14 protein-coding genes are annotated in these 13043 nt (G+C 71.1%); 5 read left to right on the top strand and 9 right to left on the bottom strand.

Features of this window, described 5'->3' with window-relative positions; translation table 11 throughout:
* Together E7Z54_RS21775 and trhA are read left to right on the top strand one after the other, a co-directional pair.
* Window positions 1-770 (top strand): AIM24 family protein (locus E7Z54_RS21775; protein WP_136436826.1); only part of this gene is annotated, 770 nt, incomplete at its 5' end.
* Window positions 771-865: 95 nt separating this feature from the next.
* A complete protein-coding gene (trhA, locus tag E7Z54_RS21780; protein ID WP_136436827.1) occupies window positions 866-1606 on the top strand; it encodes a PAQR family membrane homeostasis protein TrhA in 741 nt (246 codons plus the stop codon).
* On the opposite strand, the gene rlmC is transcribed toward trhA, so the two are convergent.
* Window positions 1603-2817 carry a 23S rRNA (uracil(747)-C(5))-methyltransferase RlmC gene (gene rlmC / locus E7Z54_RS21785; protein ID WP_136436828.1) on the bottom strand — a complete coding sequence of 405 codons (1215 nt, stop codon included), beginning with the start codon at window positions 2815-2817 and terminating at the stop codon, window positions 1603-1605. The two genes, trhA and rlmC, sit on opposite strands and share 4 nt — an antisense overlap.
* Window positions 2818-2848: 31 nt before the next feature.
* Window positions 2849-3229: a DoxX family protein gene (locus tag E7Z54_RS21790; RefSeq protein ID WP_136436829.1), complete on the bottom strand. Its 381-nt coding sequence runs from the start codon at window positions 3227-3229 to the stop codon at window positions 2849-2851.
* 83 nt (window positions 3230-3312) lie between these two features.
* Here E7Z54_RS21790 and E7Z54_RS21795 point away from each other — a divergent pair, with 83 nt between their 5' ends.
* Window positions 3313-3780, top strand: coding sequence for a MarR family winged helix-turn-helix transcriptional regulator (locus tag E7Z54_RS21795; protein WP_136436830.1), 468 nt, complete (start codon window positions 3313-3315; stop codon window positions 3778-3780).
* 55 nt (window positions 3781-3835) lie between these two features.
* Here the strand turns inward: E7Z54_RS21795 and E7Z54_RS21800 are convergent, their stop codons facing one another.
* Window positions 3836-4483 (bottom strand): UdgX family uracil-DNA binding protein, encoded by a 648-nt coding sequence (locus tag E7Z54_RS21800; protein ID WP_136436831.1) that lies wholly within the window; start codon window positions 4481-4483, stop codon window positions 3836-3838.
* 103 nt (window positions 4484-4586) lie between these two features.
* Between E7Z54_RS21800 and E7Z54_RS21805 the strand changes: the two genes are divergently transcribed.
* Window positions 4587-4928, top strand: coding sequence for a DUF3140 domain-containing protein (locus E7Z54_RS21805; protein ID WP_206056460.1), 342 nt, complete (start codon window positions 4587-4589; stop codon window positions 4926-4928).
* A 26-nt stretch (window positions 4929-4954) separates the two neighbouring features.
* Here E7Z54_RS21805 and E7Z54_RS21810 read toward each other — a convergent pair whose 3' ends face one another.
* Genes E7Z54_RS21810 through E7Z54_RS21830 form a run of 5 tightly spaced genes read right to left on the bottom strand, consistent with a single transcriptional unit; the run spans window position 4955 to window position 10694 of the window.
* A complete protein-coding gene (locus E7Z54_RS21810; protein WP_136436833.1) occupies window positions 4955-6457 on the bottom strand; it encodes an aldehyde dehydrogenase family protein in 1503 nt (500 codons plus the stop codon).
* A gap of 9 nt (window positions 6458-6466) precedes the next feature.
* Window positions 6467-7408 (bottom strand): DUF1353 domain-containing protein, encoded by a 942-nt coding sequence (locus E7Z54_RS21815; RefSeq protein WP_136436834.1) that lies wholly within the window; start codon window positions 7406-7408, stop codon window positions 6467-6469.
* Complete coding sequence (locus E7Z54_RS21820) at window positions 7409-7876, bottom strand: GNAT family N-acetyltransferase (RefSeq protein WP_136436835.1); 468 nt, start codon at window positions 7874-7876, stop codon at window positions 7409-7411.
* A 45-nt stretch (window positions 7877-7921) separates the two neighbouring features.
* Window positions 7922-8674, bottom strand: a complete 753-nt coding sequence (locus tag E7Z54_RS21825) for a matrixin family metalloprotease (RefSeq protein WP_136436836.1) — start codon at window positions 8672-8674, stop codon at window positions 7922-7924.
* Window positions 8675-8705: 31 nt separating this feature from the next.
* The gene (locus E7Z54_RS21830) at window positions 8706-10694 is read right to left on the bottom strand and encodes a thioredoxin domain-containing protein (RefSeq protein ID WP_136436837.1); all 1989 of its coding nucleotides are present in this window, start codon (window positions 10692-10694) and stop codon (window positions 8706-8708) included.
* 107 nt (window positions 10695-10801) lie between these two features.
* Between E7Z54_RS21830 and E7Z54_RS21835 the strand changes: the two genes are divergently transcribed.
* Window positions 10802-12208 carry a hypothetical protein gene (locus tag E7Z54_RS21835; RefSeq protein WP_136436838.1) on the top strand — a complete coding sequence of 469 codons (1407 nt, stop codon included), beginning with the start codon at window positions 10802-10804 and terminating at the stop codon, window positions 12206-12208.
* Between the two features lie 581 nt (window positions 12209-12789).
* On the opposite strand, the gene E7Z54_RS21840 is transcribed toward E7Z54_RS21835, so the two are convergent.
* The coding region (locus E7Z54_RS21840) for a helix-turn-helix domain-containing protein (protein WP_136436839.1) at window positions 12790-13043 on the bottom strand (254 nt) is incomplete at its 5' end.

Raw genomic sequence — 13043 nt, forward strand, 5'->3', positions numbered from 1 at the left:
CGATGGGCGGCCAGCCCCCGTACGCCGGGCAGCCGGCGCCGGGCGGCCCGACGTACCCCGGCCAGCAGATGGGTGGCGGGCAGGCGCCCGGTGACCCCTTCGCCGGGATCAGCGGCGACCTGATCGGTGGCCAGTTCAGCGAGAAGGCGGGCGTCGGCGCCGAGCTGCAGAACAAGCGGTTGCTGCGGGTGCGCATCAACGAGCCGTTCATGGCCAAGCAGGGCTCGATGGTCGCCTACCAGGGCAACGTCAACTTCGCCTACCAGGGCGGCGGCGCCGCGAAGTTCCTCAAGAAGGCGATCACCGGCGAGGGCCTCAACCTGATGCGGGTCGAGGGCCAGGGTGACGTGTTCCTCGCCGACCTCGCGCACGAGGTGCACATCCTGCACCTCAACAACAGCGGGATCTCGGCGAACGGCAAGAACGTGCTGGCGTTCTCGGCGGCCCTGGACTGGAACGTCGAGCGGGTCAAGGGCGGCAGCATCGCCGCCGGCGGCCTGTTCAACACCACCTTGCGCGGCACCGGCTGGGTGGCGATCACCACCGACGGAGACCCGGTCGTCCTCAACGCCGCCGAGGCGCCGACCTTCGCCGACGCGAACGCCCTCGTCGCCTGGTCGGTGCATCTGCAGACCACGATCAAGTCCAGCTTCACCGCTGGCGCGCTGATCGGGCGCGGCTCGGGAGAGGCGTTCCAGGTCTCCTTCCACGGCCCGGGCTTCGTGATCGTCCAGCCGTCCGAGGGCTTGCCTGCGCCGCCGGCTTCCTGACCGGCGCGGCTCGTCCTGCGCACGGTGGCCGGGCGGCGTGGGATCACGCCGCCCGGCCACCGTTGCTTCGCGCGCTCCTGGGTACCCTCCGGACTATGAACCAGGCCATCAACCACGCCAACGACAAGGTGCGGGCCCGCCTGGACACGCTGAGCGACCAGATCACCGAGACGCTCGCAGAGGTCAAGCCCAAGCTGCGCGGATGGCTCCACCTCGCGTCGACGCCGGTGGTGCTCGCCGCCGGCATCGTCCTGGTCGTGCTGTCCCCCACCGCGACCACGAGGATCGGGTCCTCGCTCTACGTCGGCTCGGCGCTGCTCCTGTTCGGCACCTCAGCGCTCTACCACCGCGGTACGTGGTCGCCGAAGATGTGGCGGATCCTCAACCGGTTCGACCACTCCAACATCTTCTTGTTCATCGCAGGCTCCTACACACCGTTCGCGCTGATCCTGCTGGACAACCCCGCGCGCACGATCATGCTGAGCGTCGCCTGGACCGGCGCCGTCCTCGGTATCGGCTTCAAGCTGTTCTGGCCCACGGCTCCCCGCTGGCTCTCGGCGCCGATCTACATCGCGCTCGGCTGGGCCGCGATCTTCTTCATTCCCGCGTTCTTCGAGGGCGCCACCGCGCTCGGGCTCGGGATCGGAATCGCGATCTTCGTGCTGATCGCGGTCGGCGGCGCGCTCTACACCCTCGGCGGCCTGGTCTACGGCTTCCAGTGGCCCGACCCGTCGCCGCGGTGGTTCGGGTTCCACGAGGTGTTCCACGGGTTCACCGTCGCCGCGTTCGCAGCGCACTACGTCGGTGTGTCGCTGGCGACCTACTCCCTGCGCTAGCCGTACTGACCTGGCCAGGCGCCCTGGCGCCGCAGGAGCACCAGCACCTCGGAGTGCGGCGTCTGCGGGAACATGTCCAGCACCTGCGCCCGCACCGGCGCGTACGACGCCAGGTCGGCCAGGTCACGCGCGAGCGTCTGCGGGTTGCAGCTGGAGTACAGCACGTGGGGCGGGCCGGACTCCTCGATCCGGCGGGACAGCTCCGGACCGAGGCCGCGGCGGGGCGGGTTGACCACCACGAGGTCCGCCTCGTCGATCAGCGCCGCGTGCTCGGGCGCGGTGGCGTCGCCGACCACGAACCGCAGCTCCCCCGGCAGCGCCGCCTCGTCGCGGGACCGCTCCGCGCTCGCGATCGCGTCGGCGCTGATCTCGATGCCCGTCACCGTGCGGCCGGCTGCGGCGAGGTGGAGCGCGAAGCCGCCGACACCGCAGTACAGGTCGACGACCCGCCGGGGCGCGAGATCGGCGACCCAGTCGCGCGCCTGCCGGTAGAGCGCCGCCGCGACCTCGGTGTTGGTCTGGAAGAAGCTGCGCGGGCGCAGGTGCAGGGTCAACCCGTTGACCTGCATGGGGAGCGTGTCGGCCTCGGTCAGCACGATCTCGCGGTCCCCTTCCAGGACCGCGCGGTGCTCGGGCTGGACGTTCAGCGTCACCACCCGCAGCGGTGGCAGCTCGGCCGTCAGCCAGGGCAGGTGCTTGCGGACCCGTGCTTCGGTCGCGGTCGACCGCACGACGAGCCGCACCATCAGCCGGCCACTCGGCGCCTCCGTGACCAACACGTGCTTGAGCTCGCCGCGCTGCGTGACCGGAGCGCTGCTGGTGACGTCGTAGGGCGTCAGGCCGGCCCGGGTCACCAGCGCGCCGAGGACCGGCAGCGCCGCCACGATGCCCGGCGTGTGCAGCGCACAGTCACGCAGGTCGATACCGCCGCCGACGGGGTCGAGGATGCCGAGCGTCGGGGTGTCGACGCTGCCGGCGACCACCATCTTGGCCTTGTTGCGGAACCCCTCCGGCCGGCTCACGACCGGCGGCAGCCACCGGAGTCCGGGTCGGTCGACCAGCTCCCTGGTCACTGCCTGCTTGCCGGCGAGCTGGTCGTCGTACGCGCGTCCCAGCCAGGCACAGGACCGGCATCGACCGGCGTCGAAGTGGCCGCAGTCGAGCACGTGGAGACCGGCCGTCCCGGGAGCGGGAGCGGACGGTCCGGGCATGGGTTCATCGTAGGCGGCGGGGTGGGGGTGATCAGCTGAGCTGGTAGGGGCCGAAGCGACCCCAGGCGATCACGACCGCCACCGCGATGAGCACCGCGTTGATCACGACCGGCTGGCCCTCCCTCCGACGGGCGTGGGTGGCCGCGGCTCCGACCATGAGCAGGGCCACGCCGACCGCGGCCAGCGGCACCAGGATCGGCACGACATCCAGCGCAGCGGGGAGGATCAGCCCCGCCGCGGCCAGCACCTCCGCAGCACCGATCGTCTTGAGCATGCCGGGCGAGAAGTCCTCGGCCCACGCCATGTTGGGGGTGGTGACGAGCTTCTGCTTCGGCTGGCTCAGCTTCATGATGCCGGCGGCGAGGAACATCGCGGCCAGCAGGCCGGCGAGAGTCCACAGCAGGATGTTCATGGGTGCACCTTTCGAAGATGATGTGTCATGTAGTTGACCAAAGCGATACATGACATGTCAAGCGAACCCGCTAGGCTCCGGGCATGGGCGAGACACCGCGGTGGCTGAGCGCGAGCGAGCAGAACGCCTGGCGGACCATCGTCGGTCTCCACCAGAAGCTCAACGCGGCCATGTCCCGCGACCTACAGGCGAGCTCCAAGCTCTCGGGCGCCGACTTCCAGATCCTCGTCGCGCTCACCGACGCCCCTGACGGGCGGCAGCGGTTCCAGGAGCTGGCCAAGGTGGTGGAGTGGGAACAGAGTCGCCTCTCCCACCAGATCGCCCGGATGACCAAGCGGGGGCTGGTGACCAGACAGGACTGCGCCGAGGACGCCCGCGGCGCGTTCGTGGTGATCACGCCGGCCGGCCGCCAGGTCATCGAGGCCGCCGCACCCCGACACGTCGCGCTGGTCCGACGCCTGGTGATCGATGTCCTCACCGCCGACGAGCTCGCCACCCTCGCACGGCTCTCCCAGCGGGTCATCGACCGGCTCGAGGACGCGTCCGAGTGACCACCGCGGACACCGCGACCGGCCGACCGCGGGAGGAGGTCGGGACGTCGGCCGCTCAGAGCCTCGACGCCGCGACCCGCAGGTCCGCCACCAGGGCGTCGTACGACGCCTGCCGCTCCTCGCGCGCCCGGAGCACCGCTGAGGGGTGGGTGGTCGGCAGCACCCACTGCGGAGGGTTGGCGACCGGCAGCGTGTCCGGCCACGGCAGTGGACGGCCGCGGGTCTCCCCCACCTTGAAGGATGCGCCGAAGACCGCCTTGCCGGCCGTGCCGCCCAGCACCACCACCCCCGTGGGGCGCAGCACGCGGAACTCCGCCTCCAGCCACGGGCTGCACGCCGTGACGTGCGCCTTGTGCGGCGACTGGTGGATCCGCCGCTTGCCGCGCATGCCGGACCAGCGGAAGTGCTTGACGACGTTGGTCTTGAACACGCTGCCGGGGGCGATGCCGGCGTCCTCCAGGGCCTCGTCCAGCAGCCGCCCGGCCGGGCCGACGAACGGCTCGCCCTCCTGGTCCTCCTTGTCACCCGGCTGCTCCCCGAGCAGCACGAGCGCCGCGTCCGGGTCGCCGTCGCCCATCACGCCCTGCGTCGCGTCACGGTAGAGCTCGCAGCCGCGGCACCCCTGCACCGCCTCCCGGAGCGCGGGGAGCGTGGGGTCCTCGGGCACCCACGCCTGAGCGCCGGGTCGCTCGTCGGTCGTCATGCCCTGCCGGTACCCGGACCGCCCGCCCTCATCGCACCTCATGCCTCTGAATCCATCGGGTACCGCCTCGGGATCAGGTACGACGAACGAGAAGGAGGCAACCGTGGCCACCACCATCGTGGACGACGTGCTCTGGGAGAACTTCCACACCGTCGTGAACATGACCTCGCGCGAGCTCCGGGACTGGCTCGCCACGCAGGGGGCCGACGAGGGCACCGAGGAGCTCCCCGACCAGGCCGGTCCGCCCCTCGGCCACCGCGTGCTCGACATCCTCGGGAAACGCCGGTCCGACCTCACCGCCGACGACGTCGACGTGATGCAGAAGGTCGTGGACCGCGTGCTCTCGCAGCGGCGCGAGGACCTGGAGCCGACCGCGGGTGAGGACCGTTGGCGCCGTCGGCTGATGAACATCGGCCACGACCCGCTCAAGCCGCCGAGCGCCTGAGCAGGTCCGCCCGACTACCGCCGCGGCTACTTCCCGCGGCCGTGGAGTCCCCGGATCACCTTGCCCAGCTGCCGGTCCTCCTTGGCGGTACGCCGGAACGTGGTCAGCGCGATCGCCGGCTTGAACCGCTGCCGCGCGATCGCGTGCGGGTAGGTGAACTCACGTAGCCCGTCCGGGCCGTGGATCCGGCCGAAGCCGGAGTCGCCGACACCGCCGAACGGGAGGGTCGGCACGCCGGCGAAGGCGATGATGCCGTTGATCGAGGTCATGCCGGCGCGCAGCCGCTGGGCGATCTCCATGCCCCGGGCCTTGGAGAACACGGTGGACCCGAGCGCGTAGCGGGTGCCGTTGGCCAGCTCCACCGCCTCGTCCATGTCGCGGACCTTCGTGACCGTCACGGTGGGGCCGAAGGTCTCCTCCTGCACGGCTGCGGAGTCCTCCGGCACGTCGACCAGCACGGTCGGCTGGACGAACCGCTCACCCACCGCATCCGGGCCGCCGACGAGCGCCCGGCCGCCGCGGGCGATCGCGTCGTCGATGTGCCGCCGGATGACGTCGAGCTGCTTGGGCATGGTGATCGGACCCACCTGGCCGCCCGGCTCGGCCCGCACCTGCCTGGCCTGCGTGACGAGCTCGTCCAGGAAGGCGTCGTACACGCGCTCGTGGACGTAGACCCGCTCGACGCCCGCGCACGTCTGTCCCGCGTTGGCGCAGGCACCCCACAGCGCCGCCTCGGCGGCCTCGGCCAGCTCGGCGTCGTGGTCGACCAGGAGGGCGTCCTTGCCACCGGCCTCGATCACGACCGGCGTCAGCGTCTCGGCGCACGCGGCCATCACCCGCTTCCCGGTCTCGGTGGAGCCGGTGAACGCGACCTTGTCGACCCCGGCGGTGCAGAGGGCGGCGCCGGTCTCGCCGAAGCCGGTGACCACCTGGAGGACCGGGCGGCCCACGGCCTCCAGGAAGGTCGCGGCGAGCCACTCCCCGACACCGGGGGTGTACTCCGAGGGCTTGAAGACGACCGCGTTCCCGGCGGCCAAGGCGTAGGCGATCGATCCCATCGGGGTGAAGACGGGGTAGTTCCACGGACCGACCACGCCGACCACGCCGAGCGGGCGGTACTCCACGCTCGCGGCCTGGTTGACCATCAGCAGTCCGGGGGCGACGCTGCGCCGCTTGAGAACCTTCTCGGCATGGCTGCCCGCCCACGCCAGGTGGTCGACTGCGAGGGCGGTCTCGAGCAGCGCGTCGCCGTGCGGCTTGCCGGTCTCCCGCGCCATCAGCGTCGCGAGCTCGTCCATCCGCCGCGCGATGATCCTCCGCCAGCGGGCCAGCTCCCCCTTGCGGCCGTCGAACCCGAGCTCACGCCACCACGCGGCCTGGACGCGTGCCGCCTGGACCACCGCCTGCACCTGGGCGGCGTCGTGGACCGGGTGCGTGGAGAGAGCCGCACCGGTGGCGGGGTCCAGGGACTGGAACGTCGAGTACTCCGGGTCGGTCTCGGCCGGGTGTGCGGTGTCGGTGCCGGTCACGATCCGAACCTACTTCGCCGTGCCCGCCAGAAGAACGGTGAGCACCAGACACGCCGCGGCGACCACCGAGCCGGTCACGACGATCGCGACGGGCCGCCGCCGCGCGACCCACTCGGCGGCGAGGTAGAGGAGGGAGATCACGCCGAGCAGGACCGTCACGTGCAGGAGCACGGCCAGCGCGATCCCACTGACCGCCCCCGCGACGGCGAACCGGCCCCAGGTCAGGCCGAGGAGCAGTGGTACGACGACCGCGCCGGCCAGACCGCCGGCGAACTCCAGCCAGAAGGGCCGGCCGGCACCCATCCACGGCAGCCAGGCGACCACGTCGAGGAGGTCCAGTGTGGCGGCGACGCCGAGCGCGGCGACCAGCAGCAGCGAGGCGGCCGCGACCAGCCGGTAGCGCAGGTGCTGCGCCCGGCTCCACGCCGCCGACCCGCTCCAGATGGTTCCCAGGGTGACCGCCGACCACACCAGCCAGCTCCGAACCGGGCCGGTGTCGGTGTCGCGCATCGCGGTGCGGAAGACCCGGTCCGCGGCGACCCGGTCGAGCAGGTGTCCGTCGGTGGAGAGGTAGCTGCTGGGCTCGTCGGCGTGGTGGACCAGCCCGTCGTGGATCAGCGCCGGCGGCAGGTGCCGGCCGGTCCGCGGCACCAGCCAGGTGAACAGGGCCGGGACCGAGGTGAGGTCGGTGTCGAAGGAGTCGAGGTCGACGGGGACCAGCAGCTCGCCGTACTCACGGTCGCGGTAGGCCAGCCGTCGCAGCATCCGGAAGCGCTCGGTCCGTTCGTGCAGGTCACCGGCCTCGACCCGTTCCAGCACCACGCGGGGCGGGCTCGCGGGGTCGGGGGGCTCGGTCGCGGTGCCGCCGTCGTAGAAGCGGGACGGCTCGGTCCCGCCGGGCAGGGCCCACGGTCGGACCGGCCGGTCCGGACCGACCCCGGAGGCGGCCATTCAGAGGTCCTTCTCGTAGTAGTACGACAGTGCTCCCTCGGCTCCCCTGCCCTCGTTGCGGTCGAAGCCGAACCTGCGGTAGATCGCCCGGGCGGCGACGTCGTCCTCGGTGGTGGTGAGGTCCATGTAGGTGGCGCCCTGAGCTCTCGCGTCCTCGATGATCGCCTGGAGCAGCACCGTGCCGATCCCCTGGCCGCGCAGCGGCGGGGCGACGTAGAGCTCGGCGAGGTAGGCCTCGAGGTCTTCGGAGTAGGTGCTCGTGCGCAGTCGCACCACGCCGACGCCGTCCCCGGGCCGGCCGGCCAGCACCACGCGGGCGGTGCCCTCGGCGCTCAGCCGGGCCAGGTGCGTGGCCCACCAGTCGGGCTCGGGTGCCGGTTCGTCGTACTCGGTGTTGAAGGCGACGAGGAGCCGCGCGGCCGTCTCGAAGTCCTCGGGGCTCGTCGCGATACGGGTGCTGTCGTCCATCGCGGCCACCCTTCCAGCGATCGGCGCTCCCGGTCCAGTCCCCTCTCAGCCGCAGCGCCCGCGGCCGAGTCGCACCAGGCCGTTGAGGTCCCCGCGGCTGAAGTCGAGCTGACCGACGTTGTCGGGATACATCAGCTCGCCCGGCGAGTCGACGTGACCGAGCCCGACCAGGTGACCGAGCTCGTGCAGCAGGATCGCCCGCTGGTAGCGCTCGCCGTCGCCCTCCCCCTCGAGCTCGTCGAACACCTCGATGTCGAGGGTCACGCCGCCGCTGACGTAGCGGAGCCAGCGGTCGCCGCCTCTGCGCACGGCGACCGCGCCGCCGACCCCGGCGACGTTGCCCTCCAGCTCCTCGACCTCGTCCTCGGTCGCCCAGGCGATCAGCACCGGCTCGCGACGTCCGACGGGCACGAACTGCTCCTTCCACTCCGGGCGCCGGTCGGTGGGTCCGAGGTAGTCGAACTGCAGGCCGGTGACCGAGGAGACCTCGGCGACGGCGGCTTGGACGAACGCGACCGTCTCGTCCTCGTCGTCGGGCGCGCCCTCGAGATTGATCTCGTAGCGGATCTCCCGGCAGGGGTCCCAGGTCACGGGCTCGTCCGGGCGACCGGGCTGGTGCTGGAGGAACGCGTGCACCCCGCCGGGCTGCACCTCCGCCGGGCTGCCGAGCGGATCACCGCCGATGCCCAGCATCCGCCGAAGGGCTGCCATCTCGTCGCCCGGACCGATGAGCACGGCGACGCCGAGCAGCATGGCGCTCAGCAGGAGCGCAAGGCCGGATCGCCAGCGCTCGCGCATCGGTGGTCGTCCGCTCGCCACAGGTTGCGGCTCAGCCGATGGCGTCCGGCTCGGTGACCGGTCGCTCGCAGACGAACCCGCGGCAGACGTACGCCGCAGGGCGGCCGTCGACCGGCGAGCGACCGCTGAGCAGCGGGATGTCGTCACTCGCGTCCTCGGCCGTGACCACGACCGCACCCGGGATCCTCAGCGCCCTCGCCTCGAGCGCGTCGCGGTCCTCGCCCTCGGGGCCGACGACGGCGACCTCCAGCGGTCCGTCGAGCATGGTGACGGCGGCGGCGAGCGACCAGCCCGCGAACCGCGGAGCCTTCTCGGCCAGCACGGCGACGGTGCCGAGCGCCGCCTCCGCGGCGTCCCGGTAGCGGCCCTCGCCGGTGAGGGCGTGTGCGTCGACCAGGGCGTGCACCAGGCTGCTGAGCCCGCTGGGCGAGGCGTTGTCGCCCGGGTCCCGGGGTCGGGTCACCAGTGTCTCGGCGTCGGCGTGGGTGTCGTGGAACCCCCCGTCGTCGGCGGCGAAGCCGCGCAGGGCCTCGTCGATCAGACCGGTCGCCAGGTCGAGCCAACGACCCTCGGCCGTCGCCTGGGCGAGGGCGAGGAAACCGGACGCGACGCACCCGTAGTCCTCGAGCACCCCGGCGTGCGGACCGGCCACTCCGTCGCGGGAGACCCGGAGGAGCCTCCCGTCGCGGAGGTGGGTGTCGGCCAGCAGCTGCGCGGCGTCCCGAGCCATGTGGAGGTACTCCGGGCGGCGCAGCCGCCGCGCGGCGTCGACCAGCCCGGTGATCGCGAGCCCGTTCCAGGCCGCCACCACCTTGTCGTCGCGGGCCGGGCGAACCCGCTCCTCACGGGCGCGCAGCAGCCGGGTGCGCACCTCGGCGAGCCGCTCCAGGTCCGCTCGGTCGGTCGGCCGGTGCCGCAGCTGCAGGGTCGACGTGCCGCCCTCGAAGGTCCCCGCCTCGGTGACCCCGAAGAGCTCGGCCGCCCAGGGACCGTCGTCCTCGCCGAGCACGTCGACCAGCTGCTGCGGGCTCCAGACGTAGAAGGTGCCCTCCTCCCCCTCCGAGTCCGCGTCGAGCGCCGACGCGAAGCCACCCTCGGCGGTGAGCAGCTCTCGGATCATGAAGTCTGCGGTCTCGGCGGCGACCCGGTCGCCCAGCTCGTTGCCGAGGCGTGCGTAGAGGCCGACCAGCTGGGCGTTGTCGTAGAGCATCTTCTCGAAGTGCGGGACCACCCATCCCCGGTCGACCGAGTACCGCGCGAAGCCGCCGCCGACCTGGTCGTACATCCCGCTGCCCGCCATGGCAGCGACCGTGCGCGCCAGCATGTGGCGCGCCTGCCGCACGGTCTCCTTGCCGTCGTCGGCCGACCCGGCGCCGTACCGCCTGAGGAACTCGAGCACCATCGACGGCGGGAACTTCGGAGCCTCCCCGAACCCGCCTGCCATCGGGTCGAACTCCCGGGCCAGCGTGGTCACGGCGGCGTCGATCCGCTCCGCGGTGATGACGTACGACGGCAGCTCGGCCGCGTTCCTGAGGTGCTCGGCGACCCGGCCGGCCGTGGCGCGGACGTCGTCCCCACGGTTGCGCCACGCGTCGCTGAGCCCGGTCAGCACCTGCATGAACGACGCCGAGCCGTGGCGGGGCTGGTCGGGGAAGTAGGTGCCCGCGAAGAACGGCGCCCCGTCGTGGTCCAGGACCACCGTCATCGGCCAGCCCCCGTGACCGGTCATCGCCGTCGTCGCCTGCATGTAGACCGCGTCCACGTCCGGCCGCTCCTCGCGGTCCACCTTCACGTTGACGTAGTGCTCGTTCATGTAGGCCGCGGTCGTGTCGTCCTCGAACGACTCGTGCGCCATCACGTGGCACCAGTGACAGGCGGCGTACCCGACAGACAACAGAACTGGTGCATCACGGCGCCTCGCCTCGGCGAAGGCTTCCGGGCCCCACTCCCACCAATCCACCGGATTCTCCGCGTGTTGGAGCAGGTAGGGGCTGGTCGCTTTGGCGAGGCGGTTGGCCATTTCCTGTGACTCCTCAAGAGTGGCACGTGCATCACTTTTCCTTGAGTGATGCACGAGAGTGATGCACGAAACCAGCGTACGATGGCTCCTTCAGCGTAGGAGGTCTCGTGGCGACGCGTTCTCAGCCGAAGCTGCTCGCGCAGGGCAAGCCGCGCACACTCGGTGGCAGCGCACGGCCGTGGCGGGTGCGCCTCTACGCCCCCGGCGCGGGCACCAACAAGTACCAGGTGTTCTTCCGGGCTCCCGCCGGCGAGGGTGAGCCGTGGAAGCGGGTGCTGCGTCGCGCTGCTTCCGAGGCGGAGGCCCGCAAGATCTTCGCCCAGGCCGAGACCGCGCTCGACACCGAGCAGGCGACGCCCGTCGGCGCTGATGTGCGCGCGTCGCGAACGATCCGGATGCTCGGCGAGGAGTACCTCAAGGATTCGATCGAGCGCGGCAAACAACCGCGGACGATCGAGCAACGCGTATCCCGTCTCAACGCCCACATCTTGCCGACGATCGGCGACGTGCCGGTGACGAAGTGGCGCGTCGAACACAGCCGCAAGGTGATGGAGAAGGGGTCGAAGACCCTCTTCTCCACTCGAGGCCGCGAGGACCTGCGCGGCCAGCTCGCGGCGATGCGCAAGCTCGCATGGCGCTTGGGCTGGCTCGATCGCAGCATCGACCCGCTGGACGGACTGGAAATTGGGCGCGCGAACGTGCTGCACGGAGCGACCGCGCAGTACGTCGACCCACGTCTGCGCCCGGAGACTCGACAGATGAAGGCGATGGCGGCTGCGGCCGACAAGCTGTGCGGACCCGAGGGCACCGACCCGCTGATGACCCGGCTCCCGCTGTTCGGCACGAAGATCCGCGTCGCAGGCTTCGGCGGCCTGCGCCTCGGCGAGCAGAACGCCCTGCGTGCGATCGACGTGTTCTTCGACCGCGGCTACGTCCACGTCAACGGCTCCTGGATCACCCCGCGCGGCCAGACGGGCTTCCGTGGCCCGGTGAAGAACCACACCGTCCACGAGGTCCCACTGCCGAAGTCGCTCATGCACGACGAGCTCCTCCCCCGCGTCAAGGAGCTACTCGACCTGCCTGCGAAAGCGTCAATCCAGCAGGTGATCAACGCCCAGGAGGCGGAGCGCCAGCGCCGTGCATCGTTGGCCACGCATGAGAAGGACAGGAACCTCACCTGGTGGAACTACCCCGTCCCACCCGAGGACGAGCTGTGGCTCTTCGTCGACATGGTCACCGGACTGCCGGTGAAGCCCGAGATGCACAACGACCGCTGGCACCGCGTCCGCGTCTGGGTCGAGGAGAACGACCCCGACAACGCTTGGCCGCGGACGATCGTCTACCGCAACCTCCGCCACCACGCCGCGACCAAGTGGTTCCACGAGGAGCTTGGTGAGCCCTGGGAGGTCGTCGCGCAGTACCTCGGCGACAAGCTAACTACCGTGCTGAACCACTACGTCCGTGCGGGCGAGGACGCGCTGCGCGATTCGGTCATGAGGCTGGCGAGGCTGTGATGCATTGACGGATCCCCGCGCCGGACGGGATACCCCGACGCGTGCGGAGACGAACTTGAGCGAGGCCCCGACCTCGCCGAAGCGGTTATCGACGACCACGACGTACTTGTTGCGCTTCTCGCCGTTCTCCTTGTCGCGCCAGCTTTCGGTGTGCTCGAGCCGTGCACGATGATCGCCCCGGAGCCGCAGCTGTCGTGAAGGTGGGCGGCGGCGGAGCCGTAAAAACCTTCACGTTGTGCGGACGCATCGCGATCACTGGCGAAGACCCAACGATCGGGCCGTCGTCGATTTGATCGTGGCTGTACTGGGCTTTGCCCGGATCGTCGCCGACCCGCTCGGCGACCGCATGCGCTTTGGACCATGGACCGCGCTGTTCGGAGCCGACGTAAACGCCGACAAGGTCCGTTCCATGCTCGACCGCTTCCGGAGTTACCGCGTGACGGACTGTCGTTTTCGCACGCTAATGACGCCGCCAGAAGCGCCCCAACGACGCTTCGCCCTTGACACGTACGGTCCGCGACGTGTTCACCGGCCCAGGCCAGTCGCCGACGCGCGTCCCTCCTCCTACCGGCGCTCACCGCTCACGGAGACTTGGTACCAGCTTCGTCGCCGTTCACGGCCTTTCCTGTGTGCCGCGCGCCACTAGCGGGTAGCGGTTCGATCAGGTCGGTGATGGCACAGTCCAGGATGTCCAGCAAGGCCATCAACGTGCGGAGGCCAAGCCGCTCCGGTCGCTCTGCTACCAGCCGATACACCTGGCTTTGCGACAACTCGACACCGCGCTCGACCAGCATCGGCCGCAGATCTGCGGTGGCGAACATGCCGCGATTCGCCA

The sequence above is a fragment of the Nocardioides sp. genome (assembly GCF_004803405.1).
Taxonomy (GTDB): Bacteria; Actinomycetota; Actinomycetes; order Propionibacteriales; family Nocardioidaceae; genus Nocardioides; species Nocardioides vastitatis.

What these genes read in the sequence shown, in the direction of transcription:
- trhA (WP_136436827.1), top strand. Translation starts at nt 866, where the DNA reads ATGAACCAGGCCATCAACCACGCCAACGACAAGGTGCGGGCCCGCCTG.
- rlmC (WP_136436828.1), bottom strand. Translation starts at nt 2,817, where the DNA reads ATGCCCGGACCGTCCGCTCCCGCTCCCGGGACGGCCGGTCTCCACGTG.
- E7Z54_RS21790 (WP_136436829.1), bottom strand. Translation starts at nt 3,229, where the DNA reads ATGAACATCCTGCTGTGGACTCTCGCCGGCCTGCTGGCCGCGATGTTC.
- E7Z54_RS21795 (WP_136436830.1), top strand. Translation starts at nt 3,313, where the DNA reads ATGGGCGAGACACCGCGGTGGCTGAGCGCGAGCGAGCAGAACGCCTGG.
- E7Z54_RS21800 (WP_136436831.1), bottom strand. Translation starts at nt 4,483, where the DNA reads ATGACGACCGACGAGCGACCCGGCGCTCAGGCGTGGGTGCCCGAGGAC.
- E7Z54_RS21815 (WP_136436834.1), bottom strand. Translation starts at nt 7,408, where the DNA reads ATGGCCGCCTCCGGGGTCGGTCCGGACCGGCCGGTCCGACCGTGGGCC.
- E7Z54_RS21820 (WP_136436835.1), bottom strand. Translation starts at nt 7,876, where the DNA reads ATGGACGACAGCACCCGTATCGCGACGAGCCCCGAGGACTTCGAGACG.
- E7Z54_RS21825 (WP_136436836.1), bottom strand. Translation starts at nt 8,674, where the DNA reads ATGCGCGAGCGCTGGCGATCCGGCCTTGCGCTCCTGCTGAGCGCCATG.
- E7Z54_RS21830 (WP_136436837.1), bottom strand. Translation starts at nt 10,694, where the DNA reads ATGGCCAACCGCCTCGCCAAAGCGACCAGCCCCTACCTGCTCCAACAC.